We start from the raw sequence: 26,517 nt of genomic DNA on the forward strand, positions 1-26,517 counted from the left end.
CAAAAGTGACTATTAAAATTTTTAATTCAAGACTTTTTCAACTATGAGATATTATAAAAACCACATTACAAAATATGTAATATGATTATATATTATTGATTTAGTTTTACTTTTTATCGCAAAATTCCAGCATAATCTCTAGGTCAATTTCACCTTGATTTCTAGAAATATTTTTTGTGTAGTTTTCAACTTCTCTTTCACAGAAATCACTTAAAGTTTTATTCTCATCATTAGAATTATTTAAAAGTTTTTGTGCATTTGTGTATTGTAAAATGTTTCTTATTTTTAAGTCTTTTAAGTATTTCTTGATTACACTTAAACTTTCTAATACATTTTCACAAATACCTCTTGTGTTTCTTGTAGTATAGTCAAATCTGTTAATAAAATTATGCAAGAATCCTGAGATAAAACTATTTGAGGTAATTAAGTTTGCATCTAGTGTTTCTCAATGCTTATCATTGAATTTTTTACAAAATGCAGCTGTAAAAACCTTATCGAAAATAACTTCACTCAATACTCTTATTTCTTCATGGATTAATCCAAAATGTTTAAATGATACTAAACAGGTATCAATATAGTTTAATTCAATATGTAAGACAACAATAATTGCAATGTAGTAATAGAAGTTGTAAACATCAAAGATTGTATCTTTAAATTCTTCACCTTCATCCATGTATTCACTAATCACACCTGCATCAAATGCTGTTGCTTTAAATCTTAATTTGTCATGTTCATGATTTTCTTCTTTAACGAATTCGATTAATTCAACTAATCATGCTAGATCATCTTCTTCATTACAAATTTTTACTTTAAGTCCACATTCTTCATTCAATATGTGAAACTTAAATAAAATACCATATTCCTTAATTTTCTCTTTAGTAAATGTGTGCAGTTTAATAATAGCATCTACAATTTCTAGTGCTGATGATTCTTTCTTGATAGCAGCAAATTTATTAATCATTTTAACAATTTTCTTAATGTATCTTGAGTTGTAAATATTTAATATATTTGCAAGCAATTCAGTATTCCAGAAAATTTGTATGTTGTGTATTTTGGTCATGAAGCCAAGATAATCTAAATATCTATTATAAGATTGATATTGACTAAATAAATTTGTGGTTTGATCATCAAGATTTTTACATTTATCTTTTTCACATTCATGAGTTGTATTTCTTAGTTTTGCAACTTGTCCTGATTCTTTCTTGTAAAATCTCTTGATGCTTATTGGTTTGTGCAATTCACAAATTAGTCCTAATCTTGATTCTAAGTTTGTTTTAGATAAAACACCCTTCATCAAGAGTTTGTTTTCATATTGAATTTGTTCGTCATTGATCATTTCATCATCTACTTCATCGATAAATGTTGCTTTTAATTTTGTGCACACACTATCGCCTGCAATTAGATGTTTTTCAAGAAATTCCTTAACAATATATGGATCAAAATATTTACACTTATTTTTACCACTGATTTTAATTGGAACACTTGTGATCGATGTAAACAAGTAGTCTTCATTTAAAATTTCATTAATAACTTTTTTGGTGTTGTTTGAGGCATCTTTATCTTTATTGACGACAAAGATTTCCTTGATTTCTCGAGGTTTTTTAACTTTTATATTATTCATAATTCCTGCTTTTATATTTTTTATAAAATTGGTTTTTTTATTCACTATTCACCTAAATTATAAAAAACATTAAAACTGTTTAAATTAAAATAAAAAATAATCTTGAAAAATTTCACAATTCGTGAAAATGTGGAATTTAGGAAATTTAAATGTAGCAGGTTTATAACAATAAAAAATAAAGATCCAACCCTTAAAATAGGTTGAATCTGGTTTATCTAATTACTTCAATAGTTTGTTTTTCAACATCAATAATTGTCTCTGAACCGAGTTCTAAAAGCATTTTTGGATATGCATGACCAACATTAATGTTATAAACAACTGAAATATCATATTTACTAAAGAACGATGAATAGACTTGCATATATTCATTGAAATAAACTTCATCTTGTGGTTTACCAATAATCACTCCAGTTACACGTTTAAAAACTCCTATTGATGCAATTATTTCTAAATATTGTTCAATAACTTCTGGTTTGAGCTTTTCTTCAGAAGTTTCAAGTAATAAGATTTTTCCATCAAAATCTGTGTTTTTTGTGAATAAGTCATATTTTTGGTTAATTATTGCTTCTTCAGGATATCTGTTTCCTGAAATTAATTCAGCAATCGATTCCAAACAACCACCAATTAATTTACCTTGGAATTTCTTTTTACCTTGGATATGAATGTAACCATATTTTTCATCTAAACTTTTTCTTGGTGAGTTAAGTTGTTTTGCTGAAAAATCAGTTCTTTCAAAATATCATTTTGAAGCCGGTTTATAAATTCAATTTTTATCTGTAAATAAGTTTCAAAAGCTATCTGATGTATATGAGAGCATATCTTTATATAACTCTGCAATACATGTTAAAAATGCTAATCCATAATATGTTTTTAAACCTAATTTATTAAGCATTAAGTGATTAATAGTTGTATCAGAGTAACCAATAAAGAATTTAGGATTATTCTTAATTATTTTAACCGCTTCTGGATCATCTAAAATATATGGAACAGTTTTAAATGTATCGTTTCCACCTAAAGCACATAATATTGCTTTGACATTGGGGTTTTGAAATGCTTCAACTAAATCTTTAGCACGTGCTTCCGGATGTTTTTCAATATACTCCATACCGTCTAAAGCATGTTTTGAAAAATCACATTGTAATTTGTATTCGTCAATACGTTTAAGTCCTAATTCTAGTTGATGTTGACAAAAATCTTCTCCTAAGATACCTGCTGAAAGAGAAATAATTCTAATCAAATCATTTGCTTTGAGTTTCATAATATATACCTCTTTAATTAATTAAATGTTTATTATTTAAATGATATCATTAAAGATATAAAAGGAGTTAGATATGGAAATAAAACAACAATTTAAAAATAGATTAATCAAATATATGGAAATTGAAGCAATGTCTAGATATGAAGAACCTGTTGCTACAGAATTAAGAAATAACATCAAAGCAGGTGCATATGAAATCATAAGAGACAAAATGGGTTCAATTATTTTCTTTAAAAAGTCTAAAAAAGCAAACGCTCCAAAAGTTATGATTGCAGCTCACATGGATGAAGTTGGATACATTGTAAGAAGTATTGATAAAAAAGGACAATTACTTTTAAGCCCAATTGGCGGTATTTGAGCAAATACAGTTATTGGAACTAAAGCTAAGTTAATCACAAGAAACAAAGAATATTTAGGTGTCTTTGGCCACACATCAATTCACATCTTGCAAGCTGAAAAAGTCTCAAAAGCAGTAACAAACGATGAATTATATGCAGATTTTGGATTTAGAAGTGATACAGAAGCAATCGAAGCAGGTGTTGAAATTGGTGATAGAGTAAGAATGTCAGGTGAAACAATTCTTTTTGCTAATGAAGATTTAGTTGGTGGTAAAGCAATGGACAACCGTGCAGGTGTCATAGTATTAGAATTTATCGCAAATGAACTTGCAGATAAAGATTTAGATTGTGATTTATACCTTGTTGGTACAGTTCAAGAAGAAGTTGGAACACGTGGTGCTAAAACATCAGTTTCAATTGTTAATCCAGAAGTGGCTATTGCACTTGATACAACTTCAAGTCATGACACAATTGGTACAATTCCTGGAACAACAGCATTATTTAAAGGTGCAGCATTAAGATTCAAAGATGGTGGAACATTAATGGATACTAAATTAGTTTCATTATTTGAACAAGTTGCAAAACAATACAACATCCCAGCATATAAATTTGTGGCTATGGGTGGTGGAACAGACGCACATGAACTACAATTTGCCAAAGGTGGTGCAGCAACTTTAACAATTTCATTACCACAAAGATACTTACATAGTCCAATTGGTGTTTGTGCTATTTCAGATTTAATTGCAGCGAAAGATTTATTAGTTAAATTTGTGTCAGTTTTTGATAATGAAAAATATGATAAAATAAGTTATAAATAAAACAACTTAAGGAGTCAATTATGGTAGAAATGTCAACAGCATCATTTGCTATAATGATCGTCAGTTTAATTATTGGGATTGCACTTATCGCGGGGTTGGTAACATTCTTTATTACAAAACGTATGTTTGAAAAACAAATTAAAGAAAACCCGCCTATTACAGAGAAAATGATTCGTATCATGTTCAAACAAATGGGACGTTCAGCAAGTGAAACACAAATTAGACAAATTATGAGATCAATGAATCAAGCAAAAAACAAATAATTTCTAAAAATAATAATGAGATCATTGTCAAAAATGATCTTTTTTATTTTTAACTCTAGAACATAGTGATAAAAATATCAATTCACAAAATTGCAAAAAATTTGCAACTTTAGCAAAAATGATTAAATTATATTAATATTTAATATAATTAATTTAATAGATGGAGGTCATTTGAAAAGTTTCTTTCTAAGACTTAGGCGAAAATTCATTAAATCAAAGTTTGGACAATTCATGATTAGACTTTGAAATTTCAAAAATCATGTTTCTAAACTTAAGTATTTATTTTTTGTCTACTTTTTGATTATAGTTTTTTCAAGTTTAATTTTGTGATCACCGATTTCACAAGTTCAAACTGAGACACAAATCTCATATATTGATTCAGTTTTTACAACAGCTAGTGCCTTTTCTGACACTGGACTAGTTGTCAAAGATACTTTTAAACATTGAAATGATTTAGGACAAGCAGTAATTGCTATCCTAATACTTTCCGGGGGTATTGGTATCTTTGCTTTAAAGTTTTTCTTTATTAATTATCTTTTCGGACATAAAACATCCTCATTTAATGAAATGAAACTTTTACAAACTGAACGTGGTGGAACTGATAATACTAAAACTACTAGATTAATTATTTCATCAGTAAAATTCATTTTTTTTAATATCTTTATTTTTAGTATTATCTTAACAATTTATTTCTTTTATGCTGAACCAAGGCACACTGAAGCAATGAAAGAATTCTTAAAACCAGGTAAAGATTATATTAACCCACAAGGTAATTTCTTATTATCATTAAAATTTGGTATCTTCCATACCATCTCAGCAATTAACAATGCTGGATTTGATATTATTTCTAATGCATCATTAATGCCATATTATCAAAACTATGAGTTACAAATTATTTTTATTATCTTACTTATTATTGGTGGTATTGGGTATCCTGCAATTTATGATATTGCTTCATATATCAAACATAAATACAGACGTAATAAAGAAAAATTCCGTTTTTCATTATTTACAAAAGTTTCTTTAACTGCTTATACATTGATCTTTGTTTTAGGTTTTATTCCTTCAATTATTTTTGAATCAAGTTCACAAGATCCGTTTAGTTTATGAAATCAATATTACATTCCAACTAACGCATCAGAAACAAATGTCGATGTTTATGTAAAATGATTCAAAGAAGGACAAAACTTACAAAATATTCCAACTGCAATTAAACCATATATTGATAAAGGTTACATTTATGGTTCAAATTGAGATAAATCATTTGCAGTTATTTTTACAACCTTTTCAACGCGCAGTGCTGGATTTGCCACAATAAACCTTAAACACTTAACTTCTGGTACTACTTTCATTTACATTATAATGATGGTTATCGGTTCTGCTCCGGCATCAACGGGTGGTGGCATTAGAACTACGACTGCTGCATTGATCATTATGTCGATGATTAGGATTCTTTTTGGACTACCAAGAGTTAGAATGTTTAAACGCGCAATTAATAAAGACACAGTAAATATGGCGAGTCAAATTCTTGCTATTGCTGTTATGATTCTGATAATTGCATCATTAATATTAAGTTCATCATTTGATACTTATGGTGGACAAATTCATACATATTCACAAAGTGGCAATGCAAATAATGCATATACAATAGATAATATAATTTTTGAAGTAGCTAGTGCCTTTGGTACAACTGGATTATCAAGTGGTATTACCAAAGATCTTAATATAGCATCAAAAATAGCATTAATTTTAGTAATGTTTATCGGACAATTTGGAATTAGTTCAACATTACTTGTCTGAAAACGTAAAAATAATTATAAACGTACATATGAATACGTAGATGGTGATTTCGCTATCGGATAGGAAAATATGAAAATCAAATATAAAGATGATATAGCCGTTATTGGTGTTGGCCGTTTTGGGCAAGCTGTTATTGATGAGTTATTACACTTGAACAAAAGTGTAATCATCATTGATAAAGATGAAGAAGGTTCAAAATTATATACTGATGATGTTGATCGTATTATTATTGGTGATGCCGCTGACATGCGTACTTTAAAATCAATTGGAATCGATCAAATTGAAACGGTTGTTGTAGCTGTAGCAGATAACATCGAAATTGTTGCAGCACTTCAAGAACTTAAAGTCAAAAACATCATTGCACGTGCTAAATCAAAACGTCATGCTAGAGTTTTAAAACAAATTGGTGTTACAGTTATTATTCGTCCTGAGTATGAATCTGGAACACGTGCCGCTTTAATTGCAGCTAATAAAAATTTCATTAGATATTCAAGTGACCTACAAGAAATTGGGGACAATTTTGTCATTGGTTCAACGACAATTAAAAATGCTGCTTTAAACGATAAAAAAGTTCGTGAAATTGGTATTGCTGAACGTGGAATTACAATTGTATTAATTAAGTCTAAAAACGTATCAAAAAGAGCAACAGGAGATGTTGTACTTAAATTAGATGATATTGTTACAATTATTGGTGAAGTAGGCGATGTAACAAGCGCACTTCAATGATTTAATGAGGGTTAAAAATTTATTCAAAATGAGCACAGACAAAAAAGTGCTCATTTTTTAATAAAAATTTTAAATATGGAACTTTTTTCATCAATTACTAACTGTTGGCGAATTATAGTGGTAATATTTATAATATATATATATATATATATATATATATATATATATCACATATTACATACAAGAACATAATTGCAAAATTATTACTTTTATGTAAGAAAAGGAAAAACACAATGAGTGAAAATGCAAACAAAAAACGTAAACGCAAATTAGCTATTATAGCTGTTTCGGGAGCATTATTAGGTTTTGGTGGAACAATGGCAATTGCTATTCCGCTTGCAAAAAATAAAGACAAACCAACAAATAATGTCGATGAAAAACAAAAACAAAAAGAACTAAAAAACAAAATTGCAGATATTAAAGCAAATAATCCGGAATTACTTGATAACAAGTTGTTCAAAGATACTGTTTTAGATACTGCCCAAAAAGTTGCTCAAAAAGATAACTTAGATGGAAAAGATTATTACAAACAAGTTAATAAGTTAACTAAAGCAACTGTAAATTATGATAAAACATACAAAATGAGTGACTTAGCAACAAAATTACTCAATAAATTAGATACTACCGACAATAATGATGTTGTAGCATTAACAACTGATATTAGTAATATTGTTGCTAAACTTACAAAAACATTAAAAGAAGACTTTGATAACGAGCAAGTTATCAATGATTTAACTTCGCAACTTGAAACTAATATTCAAAAAGGTGAAGCAATTATTACAAAAGAAGTCGATTCATTAGATCAAGTAGTTAAAGATATTGATGCAAAAATTGAAAACAAATCACCAAAATTAACCGAAAAATTAAATGCATCAAAAGTCGTTGTTGCAAATGGTAATGAAAATAAATTATCAGAAATCAATAAATCTCTTAATGATTTAATAAATACATCATACAGAGATGAATTAAAACAAGAATTATCAAAATTCAAAACTGAAAACCCAACTTTTGTTTCAAATGAAAAATTAAACAATGCTGTTATTAAACCAATTGAAGCAATCGCTAATAATGAAGATCTTAACCCAAGTGCATATAAAGATCAACTTGATAACCTTAAAAAATTAAACAAATTAGCAAATAATTTCAACACTTCAATGAAAGCACAAGATGCTATAAACAAATTAAATACTACTGATGCATCTGTGACAGAGTTAAAAGATCAATTAGAAGCTCAAAACAATCAACTTAAAACACTTTTAGATGCTCAATTAACCAATCCAACTGATGAAAATGTTACTCAAATTGCTGCACTTGAAGAAACAATTAAAGCAAACATTACTAAAGCAAATGAATCGGTTAATAATGAAGTGGCTAAATTAGATGAATTAATTAAAAAATATGAATCAGAAATTAATTCAAGATCAGAAAACTTCCAAAATGCACTTAACGCTGGTAAAGAGTTAGTTGCAAAAGGAAATGATAACGATTTAAATTCAATCGCAAATGCAATTAAAAATATTGAAGATAACTCATATCAAGACAAATTGAAACATGAATTGGCAACATTAAAAGCTAATAACTCAAGATTTAATGATGGTGGTTCTTTACATGATGGATTAATTAAACCGATTGAAAAAATAGCAAATACTGATGGACAACCACAAGAAGATTACAAAGTACAAATTGAACGTCTTAAAGCTATAGAATCTCTTGAAGATTATCTTAATACTGCTGCAACATTTGTTGAATTCTTTGATAAATTTAATGATTCAGGAATTGATACATCAGAAATTGCAATAGAAACCATTGATAAAGGACAAGAATTTGGTGAATTACTTTCAAAAGAAATTGATGAGCACAATGGCGAAAATTTAGCAAGAATTCAAGAATTAGACACCTTTTTTAAAGAGAAAAATGCTCTTCTTAATGAAATTATTAAACAAGAGATTGCTAAATTAAACGATGAAATCAATAATTTAGAAGCAAAAATTGATCCAAGATCTTCAAAATTCCAAACTAAACTCGATGAAGCTAAAGCAATTGTTGCTAAAGGTTCAGACAATAAAGTAATCGAAATCTTAAACGCAGCAAAAGAAATTAAAGATGCTTCATACCAAGATGAATTAAAACAAGAATTATCAAAATTCAAAACTGAAAACCCAACTTTTGTTTCAAATGAAAAATTAAACAATGATATTATTAAACCTATTGAAACAATCGCAAATAATGACACACTTGACCCAAGTGCATATAAAACAGAAATTGAAAGTCTTAAGAAATTAAATCAAAATAAAGAGAATTATGCAACTTCTGTAAAAGCAAGAAGAGTTTTAAATAACTTAGATACAACTGCTAGTGAAGTTACAAATGTAAAAACACGTATTGAAACAGAACTTGCTAATTTAGAAAACACTTTAGAAGAATCACGTAATAATTCAGATACAGATAATGAATCTGCAATCGCTGGATTTAATAGCAATTTAGAAACAGCAATAACAGATGCGAATACATTAATTGCTGCCGAAGTAACTAAATTAAATGATCTAGTAACAAAAACTAAAGCTGATGTTGAGACAAAATCAGAAAAATTACAAACTGCACTTGATGCTGCTGATTTAATTATCGCAAACCAAAACGATAATAAATTATCAGTACTTGCAAAAACAATGGATGATGTTAAAAATGCATCATATCAAGACATTTTAAAACAAATGTTAGCTAAATTTAAAGCTGCAAATCCAATTTTTGAGACTGACACTGTTTTACATAGTGATTTACTTCAACCAATTGAAGAAGTTGCTAATAATGACGGACTTCAACCAGAAGCATATAAAGCAGAAATTGAACACTTAAAAACTATTGACCAATACAAAGATCAATATGTTATGTTTTCTAAATTTAATACATTACTTAAAAAACTTAATAACCGTAAAGACAACAAAGATGTTAATGACTTAAGAAGAAGCTTATTTACTAAAATAAGTGATTTAGGAGTGAAATTAAATGCTGAATACGAAAACCCAACAGGTGCTAATACAGCAGAAATTCAACAATTAGCTACTGAAATTCAACAAGGTATTACAAGAGGTAATGATTTAATTGTTGCTGAGACAACTAAATTAAATACAGCTATTGAAAAATACGAAACTGATATCAATCCTAGATCAACAGAATTCCAAGCTAAACTCGATGAAGCTAAAGCAATTGTTGCTAAAGGTGCAGAAAACAACTTATTAGATATTGAAAATATTACAACAGATATTGAAAATGCATCATACCGTGATGTACTTAGAAATGCACTAAACACATTTAAAGAACAAAATCCAAACTTTGTTAGTGATGCAGTATTAAATAGTACAGTACTTCAACCAATTGAAAATGTATTAGATGATCCAGAAGCACAACCTGATGCATTACAAGAGGAAATTAAAAAACTTGAAAAACTTAATAACTTCAAAGATAGCTACCCAATATTATTAAGTGCTAAAGCTGTGGTTAAAAAATTAAACACTCAAGATCAGGAAGTAACTGAACTTAAAGATACAATGGATACTGCAATTGAAAGTTTAGAATCTAAATTAAACCAAAGTCCAGATACAACAACAGAAGACACAAGACAAGAAATCCAAAACCTTGTTAATGGACTTACTACAAATATTCAAAAAGCAAATGAAATGGTAACTAATAAAGTTGCATTATTAAACACTACAGCTGAAACTGCAAAAACTGAAGTAGATCCAAAATCAGATAGACTTAATGTTGCATTAGAAGAAGCAACAAATATCATTGCTAAGAGTTCAGAAAACAACTTATCAGATGTAGAAGAAGCAATTACAAAAATTAAAAACATTTCAGCTCAAGATAAATTGAAAAAAGATCTAGAAGCATTTAAACAAACTAGCCCAGAACTTTTAACTAGTGAAACATTCATGAACTTTTTCTTATTACCAATTGAAAAAATTGCTTCAGATGATAACTTATCTGAAAAACAATATGAAGCATCGCATTCAAGATTAAATCAATTAAAATTAAATAAAAACGGGTTCGCAGCTAGTGTTGATATTTCCAATACACTCGCTAAGTTAGATACAGATTCTCAAGAGGTTGTAGATATCGCAAATGCTTTAAAAGAAATTAATAAAAAATTAACTCCAGCACTTATTAACGCATTAAGATCAACAAATGATCAACCCGACGCTACACTTGCTGACATAGTTTCTGATGCAAATAACAAAATCGCAGAAGCAGAACAATTAATTATCAATAAAGTTGATAGTTTAAGTTCTGAAACAACATCTGCTAAAAATGATGTTCCGGAAGCGAACAGAACACCAAGATTAAATGAAGCACTTACAAATGCTAATGCCATTATTGCTAAAAACTTAAATAACAAAATTTCTGAAATTAAAGTTGCTCTTTTAGAATTGCAAGAAGCAAAACAAGAAGCTATTATAGCAATGGTTCCACGAGGTATACCATATAAAGAACAATTAAAAACAGAAATTGATGAATTCAAACGAAACAATCCTGATTTAGCAGGAAACTCTGAATTCATGGCAATTGTTTTACAACCATTAGAAACACTTGCTAATAGAGATGATCTTGAAGATTCAGAATTCCAAAACTCAGTTGGTAAAATAACAAGAATGGCAAGATATGCTGATTCATTTACTCAATTAATTAATGGTGCAAGAACTGTTGCAAGATTAGATTTTGATAGAGATCCTAATGTTGCGCAAGTAAAACCTCTTTTAGAGACAAATATTCAAACATTAAAAACAGTATTGAATAAAGAATTCGAAGAAAGTAATGCTGAAAACCAAAAAGCAATCGAAGCTGCTACAACAAATATTTCAAAAATTATTGCGTTTGCTCAAGGTGATCAGATATTTGGTAAATATAAAAAAGAATTAGAAGACTTCATTGCATTCACAAATGGCAGAATTACAAATAAATCAACTAAATTAGAAGCTGCACTTGCTCATGCACAAACAGTAGTAGATAATGCTGATACAGAAAATCTTTCTACATTAGTAAATGAAGTGACAACTCTTCAAGAAGCTGCTTACCAAGATTCACTTAAAGCACTTGTCGAAGAATTTAGAGCGCCATCTGAAAATGTTTTCATGAGCGATTCATCATTTGTAAGAGATATTTTCACACCTATTGAAACTATTGCAAACGATGATGATTTAACACCATCAGATTATAAAGAAGCATTTACAAAATTAACAACATTGAAATCATATAAAGATAAATATCAAACACTCTCAGATGCTTCAGTTGCTCTTGCAAAACTTAACGTAACTAATGATCCAGAAGTTACAGAATTAAAAAATTCACTTACTACTGCAATGACAGATTTAAGCAATATTTTAACCACACTTTACACAGATTCAAATAATGTAAATACTGATGATATTACAAGAAATCAAGAATTTGTTAGAACAGATATAGAAAAAGTAAAAACACTTATTATTAGTAAAATAGAAAAACTTGGTGAATTAATTACAAAAACCGAAGAATTAAATAGTAATCAAACATTACAAGAAACAACTGATGCACTTGAAGCTGCAAAAATAGTTCAAAATAATGGCACAAATAATAACTTAAATGAAATAGTTGCTAAAACTAATGATTTAGAACATGCATACTACCGTCAAAAATTGCAAGATGATATAAATGCAACATTAACTGAACCTACATATCGTGATAATGGTGCATTTGGTACTTTTGTAACTGAAGAAATTATGAATAGTATAAATGGATTTGGTGTTACAACAGAAGAGTACAAAGCACTAGCGAATAAACTTGAAAAATCTAAAGATTATATTTCTACAATAACAACGGTAGGCGCTTTAAGTGATCTTTTACTTAATTTAGATTATGAAAATCTTCCACTTGATTCCGAAAAACCGAGTTCTCCGAGAGAAAAAATTCATTCAAAAGCTTTAGAATTAACAGCAAAAGCACAAGCATTAAACACTGCATTAACAAATGCAATTAATGATGCAACACCTGAAAATATTCAAGCAAAAGATGAAGCGGATAGATCTGCAACAGAAGATATTGAAAATGCAAAAAATGAATTATTTATACCTGAACTTACTAAACTTCAAGAAACAATTACAAGTGCAGAAGAACTTGGAAACGATTCAACACCAAAAATCCAGACTGCATTAAATGAAGCAAAAGAAGTAATGATCGGAAAAGATAATGCAACTTTCTCAGAAATTTACAAAGCTAATAATGATTTAAAGGCTGCAATCGCTCCATTCCATGAGCTTAAAGCATTCGAAAAAGATCATGCAACTTTATTAACTAATGAAGCATTTGAAAGATATTTATTAACTCCTGTTAAAGAAGTTATTGATAATCCAACTTCAACAAATGAAGATATTGAAGCCGCATTACATAAACTTGAATTAGCTCCTACATATGAAAATGCATACAATAAAATCAATGATTTAAACGGTATACTTTCTAGACTTGACATTCCTCAAATTAGAGAACAAGTAGAAGGTCCATTCATAACACCTCTTATCGATGGTATTAATATGGATTTACAAAACATTTACAATGGAACTGCAACTCCTCAAGATGGTTTAAATTCAAAACTTGAACAAGTTACTACGGTAATAAATGCAATTAAAACAAATGTAATTTATAATCACTTTACTAGTCGATTAGAAGATGTTATTGGTGGTGCTGAAACTGGAGTTCAAGAAAAAGATTTTGATTTAGAAAATTCACTTAGAGAAGCAAAAGAATTAGTAAGCAATATTGATAATGCCAGAATATCTCAAATACAAAACAAAACAAATGAATTAACAAAATTTTATAGAAAAGGACAATTAAGAGATTTTATTACTAAAGTTAAAACTGAAAATGCAGATTTAACAAGTAATTCTGAATTTATGTCTGAAGTAATTGAACCAGCTGAACGTGTTCTTAATGATCCAGGATCAACAACAGAAAACTATAAAGCTGCTCACACAAAAATATTTGAACAATCAAAAGATTTAAGTAAATATAGAACTACAACAATTTAATAGTCTTTAACTAAAAATAAAGAAGTTCAAAACAAAACACATCACAATTTAAACGTGATGTGTTTTAATATTGCTTAAAATTAGAAGTAAAGGTTTAAATTACTTTTCAAAATTGTTTAAAAATTCTTTTAGAATTTTTGCTTTTTTGGCACCAATAACTTCATTGATTTCGGTAATATCAGCAGTAAATATTTTGTTGAAACTTTCAAAATGGTTAAGTAGTTTCTTTTCAGTTTCTTTACCAATACCAGGGATGTTTTGTAGAACTGATTTAGTAGTGCCCGCTACATATTTGAGTCTCATATTGTTTTTTGCATAAGCATCAACACGCTCCTGCATGCCGCTAAAGAAATCATATTCTAATTGTGTAATTGGAATAACAACACCATTAGAATCGAGCAGATTACGTGTTTTATGGTGTTGATTTTTAACTAAACCATATACTTTAACGTTATTTATATTATGTTTTTCTAGTGCTTTTAAACATGCGTTTATTTGCCTTTTAGCACCATCTACAATAAAAATATCATTACTGTTTAGATTGTTAGTGATATTTGGGTTTTCTTCAAGAAAACGAGAGATAGTTAAAAACATATAATGATCATCTGAATGTTTAATCTCATCGATAAATTCTTCGTGATTAAATTTTCTAAAATGATTAAAGTATTCACTGAAATCCTTATAACAAATAGCTACACCAGTTAAATAGTTATTACCTGTGTGAGAGTTATCAAACATATAAATATGATTGATTTTATTACCTTGATTTAAGGTATAGTTTAATCTTAATTGTGTTTCTTTAGTTTGTCTTAATGATGCGATTAATCTTGTACCATTGAGTTTAAAGTTGTTTTCATTATTATCATCTGCTAAATCTATTATGGTTTTATTTTTACCTTTTTTAGGAAAAATAAACATTTTATGAAAAAATGAAGCATCTCAATCGTAATTTTCATACTCACTATTTATGATTATGTTGTTTGGTAAATTATTCTCTAAATAAAAACCACTTAAACAATTATCGATTGTTCACTGTTTACTTTGAGTACTATCTCATAGCATTATTTGATTAAATGAATGTAATAAAGCACCGAAGTGATATCTCAAAACTTGAATACTAAGTACGTCATCATAAAACTTAAATGAAAAAGCATCAATGTTTTTAAAATTAGACAACTCAACTATCTGAGTCTCTTTGATATTCTTAAATACCTCTATTACATCTCGGTATTCCTTAGCAAGTTCATATTGCTGTTTTTCAAAACTAGCTAAATCATCTCTAATTTCAATGAGTTTATTAACGAATTTATTTGTTTTCAGATTTAGAATATCAACTATTTCGTTGAATTTATCTCTTGCTTCTTTTGGACTAAATTTCTCGATTTTTAATCCGTTCCTATAGGTAAAAAAGCGTTGTAAAGTACTTATTAATAACTTTGGTTTTAAATTAGTTGTCAATGGTCCAAAATAATAATTTGAATCATTATTTCAACCTAAGGCATAGGTTTGTTCGATGATTAACATATTATTTCTATCAATCTTGACATGTAAATATATGTTATTTCTTCCGTCTTTAAGTTTGATATTGTATCTAGGAGCATATTTCTTAATTAACTTCTTTTCTAATTGAAATGCATCGCGTTCTGATGCGGTTTCAAAGATTTCAAAATCATTGATTTGTTCAACCATTGAATTAGTTTTATATGAATTAATCGAACCTTGAAAATATTGGTGCATACGATTAAATAAATTCTTTGCTTTACCAATGTAAATTACATTATTATCTTGATCTTTTCAAAGGTAAACACCTGGTTTCTTTGGAACATTTTTAAGTTTATCTAGTACTTTCATAATTTAATTTTACCTTTTTATGAAAAAAGCCTGCATAGCAGACTAATTTAGATCTAATGTTTCATCAATTTTATCTTTAATTGATGTAGCAGTATCTTCGATAGCAATATCAGATAATGGTTTAACTTTTGTTCCAAAGTGTTTGATTGATTTAACACTTTGTGCTCCAAGGAATTTGAATGTACCTTCAAGTCATTCAACGTGTTGACCTCATAAATATCAACCTTCTGGTGCTCCTTGTGTTGCAACAATGATGACATTTAAATTAGTTAATAAACCAATTGCATCACCTTTTTTAGAATATTTATAGCTAAATGTTTTGTTAGCCACAGCAATTGAATCAATAAAGTTTTTAACAATTACACTTGGTCCAAAGTTGATCATTGGCATTGAAATAACAAGTGTATCAATTTCTTTAAGTTTGTTGATTCACATATCTGAATCAATATCATTTCAATATGTTGACATGTTGTTTGCTGTTAAGAAAATTTCAGCATGTTTTGTATTGTTTAAGTTATGTCTCTCAACTTCAAAATCTGAATGATTTTGATATTGAGTTTCAATGTAATTCATAATATTGAATAAGTGAGATTGTTCATTTGGAATAACATTACCATCTAATAAAAGTATTTTTTTCATTTTTCTCCTAATTTTTACAAAATAATTCTACTATTTTTTCTTAGTTTTCTTTAAAAAATCATTTTAATAATAAAAAAATACTACTTTTTTAACTTTTTATGATTGATATTTTAGTCATGAAATCAGTGAATTATGACTAGTTCAATTTAATTAAAAAAGTTATTTTTTAATAAAAAAGTTCATAAATGTTTTAAAATTATAGCGATATTATACTTAGTATAATGTCCAGAATAGGAGAGAAATTATGGCAAAATTTAGACGTGTTTTCATGATCGTTACTGATGGTCTTGGAATCGGACCAGATAAAGACCAAAACAAATTTGGAGACACAGGAGCTAACACAATTAGATCAGCTTCTATGGTTGAAGAATTCAAAATCGATACATGAAAAAAACTTGGGATTGGTAATATAACAGAGTTAAATGGAAATTACCATGTTAAACAACCTTTAGCATACATGGCTAAAGTTCAAGAAGTTTCAAATGCTAAAGATACATTAGCAGGTCACTGAGAAATGATGGGTATTAAAACACTTGTTCCATTCCCTACATTCACAGAAAATGGATTCCCTCAAGAATTAATTGACGAATTATCAAAAGCTTTTGATGGAAGACCAATCGTTGGTAATAAAGCTGCTTCAGGAACAGATATCATCAATGAATTAGCACATGAAGAAAAAGAACGTGGTGCAATCATTGTTTATACATCAATGGATTCAGTTCTTCAAATCTGTGCTCATGAAGAATGAACAGGACTTGACAACCTTTACAAATACGCAAAAGCTGCTCGTGAAATTTGTTCATCACGTCCAGAATGAAACGTAGGTAGAATTATTGCTCGTCCATACATCGGTGAAGAAGGAAACTACACAAGAACATTCAACCGTCATGACTATGCAAACAAACCAAGAGAAATGATTTTAAACGAATTACAAAATGCTGGAGTTGAAGTTATTTCTGTTGGAAAAATCAATGATATTTTCGTAGGTCAAGGAATTACTCGTCACTTACCAAGTGGTAGCGATGCAAAAGGAATGGACATTACAATTGAATTAGCAGAACAAGACGGAGAAAACCAATTTATCTTTACAAACTTAGTTCAATTCGATTCACACTTTGGACACAGAAGAAATGTTCATGGTTATGCACAAAACATCGCTGACTTAGATGTTAAATTAGGAAAATTAATCAACGCAATGCGTGAAGATGATTTATTAATCATGACAAGTGATCACGGAAACGATCCATTATATCCAGGATTCAACCACACAAGAGAATTCTTACCGGCTACAATTTACTCTAAATCATTTAAATCACCTAAAGTATTACCTAACTTCACAGGTCTTGGAACATTAGGAAACATTGTTGCAAGAAACTTCGGAGTTGAAATCATTACAGAAACAGGTGATGATGTATTTGAAAAACTTGTTTAATAAACAGTTTTAGCTAAATAATAAAGGCGGCAGTAATGCTGCTTTTTATATATCTTTGAGACTTATAAAAAGCATTATTCTAACAAAAAACCTTAATTTAATGCCTGATTTCATGCTTTTGAGTATGGTACGGCAAAATAAGGTGAAAAAATGGTAAAATATGATTAGTAAAAAGGAGGGTAACTTACTCAAAAGTTACTTTATTAATATGATGAATAAAAAAACGATAAGAAAGGCAATTTCATTATCAGCCGTTGGAGCACCTATTATTGCTGCAACAACTTTGATATCAGCTGAAGCAACTTCAACTGACGAAATTACTACAAGACAAAATACAATAAATAATATTATTGCAAACACTAAAAAAGAACTAGATAAATATCCGGGATTAGCAGATAGAGCATTCTTTGATAAATATTTAGCAGAAGTTGAAATGATCAACAATAAAGAAGTTTATACAAAGACTCTTGAAGAACAACTAAAAAGCGAAAAAGACTACACAGGAAAAGAAGACGAATTAGCAGCAGATCTTGAAGCTAAATATAAAGAAAAGTTAGAATTAGCTTTTGGTGTTGGTACAATCTTGGAATCTATTGTTCCTTTACAGGCAGTTTATGACGAAATCTCTAATGATTTAGATACTTATGGACCTAACTTTGCTAGTGTTAAACTTTTAAAATCATCTTCAAATAAATATTTAAGTGAATTTAAGAAGACTATTATATTACAAACCGGATTAGGCGTACCATATCGTGTTGATACCAATGCACAAGGCGAAAAAGAATCATCAGCATTAGTAGATGCTAGATATGCACGTGCATTCACAGAACAATTCAAAAACAATGTAAACAAAATTAAATTAGGAGCATCAATTAAAAGAATGCAAACAATTTTATTTGAATCTGATGCTGAAGAGTTTAAAAAATTACAAGACAACAACACAACATCAGAATCTTCAATTACAACTCCAGCATCATTATTAGCAGCATGAGAAGCAGTTGAAGCATTCAAAAATACACAGTTAACTTCAAATATCGATCCATTAAACGCAAGTATGTTCTTAAGCGACAAATATGTTGAATTAAATGTAGACAAAACAAATATTTTAACTTCATTAACTCAATTGTTATATTTAACTAGACTTGCAGAGGACTATACAAAAGGTCTAGAACTTACCGAAGAATACAAAAATGCTTACAACAAAGCTTTAGCTACTTCAGAAGCATTTAAAAATTCTCAAACATTAACTATTAAAGAAGAAGGAAAAGAAGATCAAGTAGTCGAATGAGGTAAAATAAATACTAATTTAACAGACGCTGATGCTGATGTTGATTCATTAGAAGAATATTTAAATGAATTATACAAAGCAGTTAACCCACAAGAAGATTCATCTACACCAACAGATCAAGATACATTAGTTTCTATTCGTACACAAATTAACACATTATGTGAAATGATGCTTAGAACTAAATACAAAAAGAATATTCTTGCAGCAGATCAAGTATTACCACGTTTAGATGATGACGCAAATTATCCTAATTCTGTACCTTTCAAAGAAACAATTAATAGTGCATATAAAGTTAACTACGTAAACGCATATGACAACACTGATTTCAATAAAACAATTGGAACAGACCGTGAAGTTTCAGTTATTGTTGATGAATTCATTCCATCAAACACTGCATTATCAGAAAATTTTGCCACAACAAATGAAGCAGTTGCACAAGCATTAACTTTACTTAATACAGAAGTGAATGCTTTTGAAGAAGGTTTTGCTCCAATTAAAGAAACAAAAGTAGTCTTTACAACAGAGGATCAAAAAACTTTTGATGCAATTAAGAAACTTCTAGAAAATAAAGATATTATTAAATTAAGTGAAATCACTCAATTTGCACCAAAAATCGCAGGATTAACTAAATATGCCAATTCATATGAAAAATTAGATGCAAAAGTAAAAGACATTGAAGCAAATAAACCAGAATTAGTTTCAAGTAATGCATTTAAAAATGGACCACTTAAAGCTGCTAAAGATGAATTACAAAATCCTCAAAGAACTTCAAAATCACTTGATGATATGCTTCTTGTATTAGATGCACAATTAAATAATGAAGATGTATATTTAACTTTAAATAAAGCAAATGCATTGCTTCCTAGATTAGATACAGAAAATGCAAAAGCAATTAAAGATGAATTAGCGGCTAAAGTTAAAGAACTTGAAGATTCAATTATTAAAAATAAAGGATTTAATCCAGCTTCTGATCAAACTAAATATGAAGCATTATCACCAATTATTCAAAAAGGTGAAAAATTCATGTCTGATCTTCATGATGAAGCAATTCAAAAACTTAATGAAGCCAAAGCAATTTCAAATAAATCTACAAGATTAGAAAAATATATTGCTATGCTTGAAGAAGTGATTGCAATGCCTGCTGCAAAAGCAAGCCAATATGAACAAAATATCAATGAAGTTCAAAATTCAATCGACATGAATGATAAAGATTTAATTTTTAATGATTTCTACAAAAAACTTCAAACATATATCTCTGCAACAACAAGTGATAAAAATACATTCATCTTAAATCCAAAAGGTGAAAAAACACTTAAAGATGAATACAAAACACTTGCTAAAGATTTCAAAGAAGAAGATAAAAATGCAATCAATATGATTTTTGAAGAAATTGATAAAGCATTTGAATTAAATGATGCAATTAATAATTACTTAAATACAAGCGTTAATGAATTTAACTACGATGAAATCGTTGTTAATGTTAAAGAAATTAAAGCAAATGCATTAAAAGCAAAAATTAACCCAAATAAACCAATTGATTTTGGTATTGAAGACTTAAATAAGGGTATCGATGTCCTTGGAGTTAAGTTAGATAAAATTATGGATATCGTAAATGATATTCAAGTAAATAAACAATCACTTCTTGATCAAGATGTTGAAAGTATCAAAACACAACTCCCACAAGCAGTTACATTTGCTAGAACATTAAATGATAATGATTACTATGGTTACTTATTAGCAACTAGAAAAGAATATAAATATAGAGAAAAATCAGACAAGTTAAACGAAATCCTTAACCTTGAGAAGAATCAAGGTGCTCCAACATTATTTGTTTCTGCATTAGAAACAAGAGTTGATGAAGCACTTAGAACTTCTCACTGATGAGTATGATTATATATCGGATCTATAATAGCAGCAATTTCTGGATTTATACTTATTATTTCTAAAGCTAAAAAGAAACAAAAATAGTTTCTTACTATAAATAAATTCCTGAATACAAAGTTGACATTTAATTGTCAACTTTTTTGTACAAAAAACCACAACTATTACGTTGTGGTTGGCTTATTTTAAAACAATTTGTATAGTTCTTTAACTTCTTCATTTGTTAAATAACGATATTCACCAAGTTTTAAGTTGAGTTCATTTAATTTTAAGAAAGAAAACTCAATTCTTTCTAATTCAACTACAGTGTAGTCGAATTTGGCCATCATACGTTTAACTTGATGATATTTACCTTCTGTAAGAGTTAAATGTACAACATTTGGTTCGATAACTTTGATTTTAGAAGGTTTAACAACTTCGTTTTCATCTATTTCAAAGCCTTTTTCGAAATATTTAATCAACTCTGCATCAAACTCTTTGTCAAGAGTCACCTTATATTTCTTTTCAACATGTTTTTTTGGAGCTACAAGCTTATGTGTGAATTTGCCATCATTAGTAATTAATAAAATTCCTGTTGTATCAAGATCCAAACGTCCAACTGTATGTAAATCACGATATAATGAATCTTCTTCATAAAGATATTCAAAAACAGTTTCATGCATATTATCTCAATTAGCACATACACAATCTTTTGCTTTATTCATTACCATATAAACTTTTTTATCTTTATTTTCAAGGAATTCACCATCGTATCTGATTTCATCATTTTCAGGATCAACTTTGATGATTGTATTAACTAATTCACCATTTACAGTGATCAATTTATCTTTGATCACTTTTTTAACTTCACTTCGTGTAAAACCTAAAGCAAAGGCTAAATATTTATCTAAACGTTCTTGTTTCATATTATTTTAATGTGATGTTATAGAAATTACGTTTATAAACATGAATACCAGGTTGATTAAATGGATCAACACCCCTTAACATTGCTGATATTATTGAGCTGAATTGAATAAAGAATATTAAATCAATAATATTATGTAAATCAAAGCGTTCAATATTGATTTGTAATTCTAATAAATTAGATTCATCAGCAATATCTATGTTTTGTAATTGTTTTTTAACATCTTCCTTTCTTGATCTTGTAAATTCGAGAATATCATACCCTTTTATAAATTCGCTAAATTGTAAATTATCAAATTCAGAATTATTTATATATGTTTTAAAAATAAAATTCTCTTGCCCAGTGTTTCATTGTTTGTTTTTAAAATCATTATCATTTAAAAAAGCTTGAGTTATTAGTGCATTTGTATTTTTATTTTTAGTTTGGGTTAAAAGCATTTGAGCTCATTCTCCTAGGCTTAAAAGTTCAAACTGTTTCACAATTAAAAACTCATTTGAATAATTTAATTTATCACATAAAACATATCTAGCTAAAGCATATTGATAAATTGGATTATTACTATATTTAGTATTAATAAACTCATTATAAAGTCTTTTCGAGTATTCCAAATAATCATCTATATCTACACCATAGGCTAACAAAGTAAAAATTGTAATAGCATTATATGCATTATAAACCAGTGACGAATTAGGACTGATTGAGAATTTTGGATAATAATGTAATTTAACAAGTGAATTTAAAACATTATCTTGGTTATCTGTTGTTATATAAATTAAGCGATTAACGAATTTTGAATCATAGCCATCTTTATTTAATTTATCAATTAATTTTTGTCTAAATTCTCTAAATGCAATCCCTGTATCAACTGCAATTCCAGATTTAGAAATATAATTAATTGCGTAAATTTTATCTTTAACATTTAATAATTCACCTACCAAATTTTCAGAAGAAATTGAGTTATCAATAAAAATTAATTCAAATTGTGGTTTTCTGTTGCTATATTTACCAAAGAAAATCTCAAAAATTGCTTTTGCAAGCAATGATGCTTGATCATCAGCAATAATCACAATTGTATTAATTTTCATATCTCTAAGTAATTTGAGATAACTTTTAATACTTGATATATTATCTATTTGATCACTGAATAAGTCTGCAACCAATGGTATTTGTTGCATAATTTCTTGTTGATTAGCAAAATCAGATTCAATTTGTTTAAGCATATGAGAGTGTTGCGACATCTCTTTAAGTAATTTTGAATTATGCTTATTTATCTCAAAATTTATATTGGCAAATTTCATATTTCTCCTAATGCTTAAATTTTACCAAATTATGCAATTTAAAAGGCAATGAAAAACAAGCATAGAAACGGATATGCTTGCATATTAATATTATTTGATGAGATAAATCTCATTTTCACTAAAGGGATAAAAATTAATTATAAAACTATTATTTAATAAAAAAGATTTATTTTATCGTCAGATAATATAATTATTGGTTTTCTAAAATTTAAAAAATCCACTAGAATAATTTTATTGTGATAGTGAAAATATAATATAAACTACCCTTAGTACACCTGGGTCATTCCTAGTATTATTAATAATTTTCACTATACTTAAATATTAGCAAATAAGTAACTCTAGTCAATAAGTTTCCATTAATTTCCATATTTTAGCTATTTTTAGAACAAAAATTAAAACAGCAACTTTAATTTGCTGTCTTAATTTAGATTTAATTATTCATTTATATTCATCTTGTTGTATGGTGTTTCTTGTTTTTCTTCCAATGTAAGAACTCTGCATGCTGCAACAATCATTGTAAATGACACAAATAAAATTCCTATAATTGCTAATCAATAAGTTGTTTTATCTTTTAAAAGATTAGCATGCACTGCAATAACAGCTATTGAGAAGAGGTAAAATAAAATTGTCATTCCACATAATAGTCCAGTGATTATAAGTCCATAGTAATATAATGTTCCAGTATGGAAATCAGGGTTTGGATTAGCAGAACCTTTACTATTTCAGTCTGCATATGATTTAAAAACACCAGCCAAAATTGCTAAAACAACTATTAAAATAAATGAAAAAATTGAAATATAAGCCCATCTACGTGGGTATGAATCATAAGTTTTAACCATATATAATTTTCCTTTGTTTAATTTTACTTGAAAAATTAAAGTTTTACTAATAACAAAAGATAAAACTTATATAATTAATTTACTTATAAAAATAAGTAAAAGGAGATTAAATGATTTTTGATAAATTAAGCAATATTAAAAACTATAAATTTGAAAATAAAGCGCTCGAAAAAGCTTTAGAAATTGCGCAAAACATCAATATTGATGATTATGAAGATGGTCTTTTTGAAATAGAAAAAGATATTAAAGTTTTTAAACGGAATTTTAATCCCTTTTATGAAGATGTAAATTTTGGTGAATTACATGATCAACATGTTGATATTCATTTATTTGCAAATGATATCGATGAAATTATTGAATTTGATTCTGAACCAAAATTCTCAGAAAATGACATTTTAGATGCAATACCTGCAAATGATGTTGTTTTTATTAAAACACCTACATATAGTAATAAAGTTCGTGTATCAAAAGGAGATTTTGCATTATTTTTCCCTGGAGAATTACACAAAGTTTTAAATACAGATAGCAACTATCCAAATAAAAAGAAATTAATAATTAAAGTTAAAATTAAATAAATTAGGAGTTTAAATATGACACATTCAGTAAAAACATTTTTATTAAAACCAAACTTTTATGACAAGTGAACAGATGTAGAAGTTAAAGGTTGAGTTTCATCAAACCGTGGAAACAAGAAAATTCGTTTCATTGAAGTAAATGATGGTTCAACAGTTAAAAACTTACAAGTAGTTTTTAAAGGTGAAAACTTTGATTTTGAAGTACTTGACACATTAAAACCTGGTTCAGCGGTAATCATTAAAGGTCAATTAAACGCAACACCAAATGCACCACAACCAATCGAAATGATGGCGCATGAATTAGTTGGATACAAAAAAGTCGATGAAGATTATCCAATTCAAAACCAAGAAATCAACCTTGAAACATTACGTGAATTACCACACTTAAGACATAGAACAAACATTTTAAGAGCAGTTATGTTGGTTCGCTCAACATTAGCGCAAGAAATTCATAAATTCTTTATTCATAAAGATTTCCACTGAATGGCAAGCCCAATTATTACTTCAAATGATGGTGAGGGTGCTGGTGAAACATTTATGATTCAAGATGGAACTGAAAAAGATCCATTCTTTGGTAAAAACAAAAAAGCTACATTAGGTGTAACTGGACAATTACATGGTGAAAGTTATGCGGTTGGAATGAATAAGATTTATACTTTTGGACCTACATTTAGAGCAGAAAAATCAAACACAAAACGTCACCTAGCAGAATTTTGAATGATTGAACCTGAAGTAGCATTCTATGATTTAAAAGACATTATTCATTTAGCTGATGATATGCTTAAAGTTGTTATTCGTAATACACTTGCTAAAAATAAATTTGAAATTGAATACTTAAATCAAGTAACAAACAATGGTTTAATTGATCGTTTACAACATTTTATTGATACACCATTACAAATTATTGATTATAAAGATGCTATTACAGAATTAGCAAAAGTTAAAGATATCTTTGAAAACAAAGATATTGAATTTGGACTTGATTTAGGTTCGGAGCATGAAAAATACTTAACTGAAAAAGTTTACAATGCCCCAATCGCTGTTATCAACTTCCCTAAAGATTTTAAAGCATTCTATATGCACCAAAATGAAGATGGAAAAACAGTTGCTGCATTTGACTTACTTGTTCCTGGAGTAGGTGAACTTATTGGTGGTTCTCAACGTGAAAGTGATTATGATAAATTATTACAAAGAGTTGAAGAACTTAACATTCCTGTAGATGATTTACAATGATATTTAAACTTACGTAGATTCGGACACATGTTAACATCTGGGTTTGGAATTGGTTTTGAAAGACTTGTTATGTATATGACAGGAACAGAAAACATTCGTGAAGCAATTCCATATCCAAGAGCAACAGGAAATATCAAAATGTAATTTATGAAGCGGCCTATTGGGTCGTTTTTATTACCAAAAAACATTAAACGCTAATTTATTAGAATAAACACAAAAAAGAATACAATTGAATATAGGGGAAATAAAGGAGTTTTATGAAAAAAACAAGCACAAAAAATCTTATTATCATATGGCTTATTGTTGCTACTTTCTCTCTTGCACTTCAAATTACAGCATTTTCACTTATTTTTACAGAATATTTAAAAAACCCAAGTTGAACTACAATTTCAAGTAATTTAAGTTTATTAACATCATTCTATGGGTTAACTATTGCTGTATTCGTTTTATCAGTACTTATAACAATTAGAATTTCTAAATTCAAAAACCAAACACCTTTTATCTTGGTACTTGTTGGTTTTGGGGTTCCGATTGTATCGTTTGTCGGTATGATAATGGCGTTAATTGATATTAATAGACAAGAAAAAGCAAGAAAAGAACAAATGGCTCAAGAATTAAAAGAGCTTGAAACAAACAAAGAAGCACAATAAGACTATAATGATTAATAATTTACCACAATTTCGCATTGTGGTTTTTTATAA

Annotated in this window: 17 protein-coding genes; 10 read left to right on the forward strand and 7 right to left on the reverse strand. The window is 28.2% G+C overall.

What is annotated here, in order from left to right; all coding sequences use genetic code 4:
- Nucleotides 1-106 precede the first annotated feature (106 nt).
- Both H9M94_RS00745 and H9M94_RS00750 read right to left on the reverse strand, forming a co-directional pair.
- On the reverse strand, nucleotides 107-1,621 hold the full coding sequence (locus tag H9M94_RS00745; RefSeq protein WP_187469695.1) for a hypothetical protein: 1,515 nt from the start codon (nucleotides 1,619-1,621) through the stop codon (nucleotides 107-109).
- Nucleotides 1,622-1,832: 211 nt separating this feature from the next.
- Nucleotides 1,833-2,879 carry a S66 peptidase family protein gene (locus tag H9M94_RS00750; protein ID WP_187469696.1) on the reverse strand — a complete coding sequence of 349 codons (1,047 nt, stop codon included), beginning with the start codon at nucleotides 2,877-2,879 and terminating at the stop codon, nucleotides 1,833-1,835.
- Between the two features lie 73 nt (nucleotides 2,880-2,952).
- On the opposite strand from H9M94_RS00750, the gene H9M94_RS00755 reads away from it, so the two are divergent.
- The 5 genes from H9M94_RS00755 to H9M94_RS00775 all read left to right on the forward strand — a co-directional run bounded on the left by H9M94_RS00755 (nucleotide 2,953) and on the right by H9M94_RS00775 (nucleotide 13,876).
- A complete protein-coding gene (locus H9M94_RS00755; protein WP_187469697.1) occupies nucleotides 2,953-4,035 on the forward strand; it encodes a M42 family metallopeptidase in 1,083 nt (360 codons plus the stop codon).
- A gap of 20 nt (nucleotides 4,036-4,055) precedes the next feature.
- Entirely contained in the window at nucleotides 4,056-4,298 is a 243-nt protein-coding gene (locus tag H9M94_RS00760) for a YneF family protein (RefSeq protein WP_187469698.1), read from the forward strand.
- A gap of 324 nt (nucleotides 4,299-4,622) precedes the next feature.
- Nucleotides 4,623-6,161, forward strand: a complete 1,539-nt coding sequence (locus H9M94_RS00765) for a potassium transporter TrkG (RefSeq protein WP_255483467.1) — start codon at nucleotides 4,623-4,625, stop codon at nucleotides 6,159-6,161.
- Nucleotides 6,162-6,167: 6 nt separating this feature from the next.
- Entirely contained in the window at nucleotides 6,168-6,839 is a 672-nt protein-coding gene (locus tag H9M94_RS00770; RefSeq protein ID WP_187469700.1) for a TrkA family potassium uptake protein, read from the forward strand.
- Nucleotides 6,840-7,057: 218 nt separating this feature from the next.
- Nucleotides 7,058-13,876 (forward strand): hypothetical protein, encoded by a 6,819-nt coding sequence (locus H9M94_RS00775; protein ID WP_187469701.1) that lies wholly within the window; start codon nucleotides 7,058-7,060, stop codon nucleotides 13,874-13,876.
- Between the two features lie 99 nt (nucleotides 13,877-13,975).
- On the opposite strand, the gene uvrC is transcribed toward H9M94_RS00775, so the two are convergent.
- A complete protein-coding gene (gene uvrC, locus H9M94_RS00780) occupies nucleotides 13,976-15,727 on the reverse strand; it encodes an excinuclease ABC subunit UvrC (RefSeq protein WP_187469702.1) in 1,752 nt (583 codons plus the stop codon).
- A 42-nt stretch (nucleotides 15,728-15,769) separates the two neighbouring features.
- The gene (locus H9M94_RS00785; RefSeq protein ID WP_187469703.1) at nucleotides 15,770-16,366 is read right to left on the reverse strand and encodes an FMN-dependent NADH-azoreductase; all 597 of its coding nucleotides are present in this window, start codon (nucleotides 16,364-16,366) and stop codon (nucleotides 15,770-15,772) included.
- Between the two features lie 244 nt (nucleotides 16,367-16,610).
- On the opposite strand from H9M94_RS00785, the gene H9M94_RS00790 reads away from it, so the two are divergent.
- Nucleotides 16,611-17,798, forward strand: coding sequence for a phosphopentomutase (locus H9M94_RS00790; protein ID WP_187469704.1), 1,188 nt, complete (start codon nucleotides 16,611-16,613; stop codon nucleotides 17,796-17,798).
- A 160-nt stretch (nucleotides 17,799-17,958) separates the two neighbouring features.
- Nucleotides 17,959-21,054: a hypothetical protein gene (locus H9M94_RS00795; RefSeq protein WP_187469705.1), complete on the forward strand. Its 3,096-nt coding sequence runs from the start codon at nucleotides 17,959-17,961 to the stop codon at nucleotides 21,052-21,054.
- A gap of 98 nt (nucleotides 21,055-21,152) precedes the next feature.
- Here the strand turns inward: H9M94_RS00795 and H9M94_RS00800 are convergent, their stop codons facing one another.
- From H9M94_RS00800 to H9M94_RS00810, 3 genes are all read right to left on the reverse strand, one after another.
- Entirely contained in the window at nucleotides 21,153-21,872 is a 720-nt protein-coding gene (locus H9M94_RS00800) for a pseudouridine synthase (protein WP_187469706.1), read from the reverse strand.
- A gap of 1 nt (nucleotide 21,873) precedes the next feature.
- A complete protein-coding gene (locus H9M94_RS00805; RefSeq protein WP_187469707.1) occupies nucleotides 21,874-23,169 on the reverse strand; it encodes a hypothetical protein in 1,296 nt (431 codons plus the stop codon).
- A gap of 434 nt (nucleotides 23,170-23,603) precedes the next feature.
- Entirely contained in the window at nucleotides 23,604-24,008 is a 405-nt protein-coding gene (locus tag H9M94_RS00810; protein ID WP_187469708.1) for a hypothetical protein, read from the reverse strand.
- A gap of 110 nt (nucleotides 24,009-24,118) precedes the next feature.
- On the opposite strand from H9M94_RS00810, the gene H9M94_RS00815 reads away from it, so the two are divergent.
- From H9M94_RS00815 to H9M94_RS00825, 3 genes are all read left to right on the forward strand, one after another.
- Entirely contained in the window at nucleotides 24,119-24,583 is a 465-nt protein-coding gene (locus H9M94_RS00815; RefSeq protein ID WP_187469709.1) for a YhcH/YjgK/YiaL family protein, read from the forward strand.
- Between the two features lie 15 nt (nucleotides 24,584-24,598).
- Nucleotides 24,599-25,960 (forward strand): asparagine--tRNA ligase, encoded by a 1,362-nt coding sequence (asnS, locus tag H9M94_RS00820; RefSeq protein ID WP_187469710.1) that lies wholly within the window; start codon nucleotides 24,599-24,601, stop codon nucleotides 25,958-25,960.
- A gap of 113 nt (nucleotides 25,961-26,073) precedes the next feature.
- Nucleotides 26,074-26,466, forward strand: coding sequence for a hypothetical protein (locus tag H9M94_RS00825; RefSeq protein WP_187469711.1), 393 nt, complete (start codon nucleotides 26,074-26,076; stop codon nucleotides 26,464-26,466).
- The last annotated feature ends 51 nt before the right edge of the window (nucleotides 26,467-26,517 follow it).

This window comes from Mycoplasma sp. Pen4 (assembly GCF_014352955.1).
Lineage (GTDB): Bacteria > Bacillota_I > Bacilli_A > Mycoplasmatales > Metamycoplasmataceae > Mycoplasmopsis.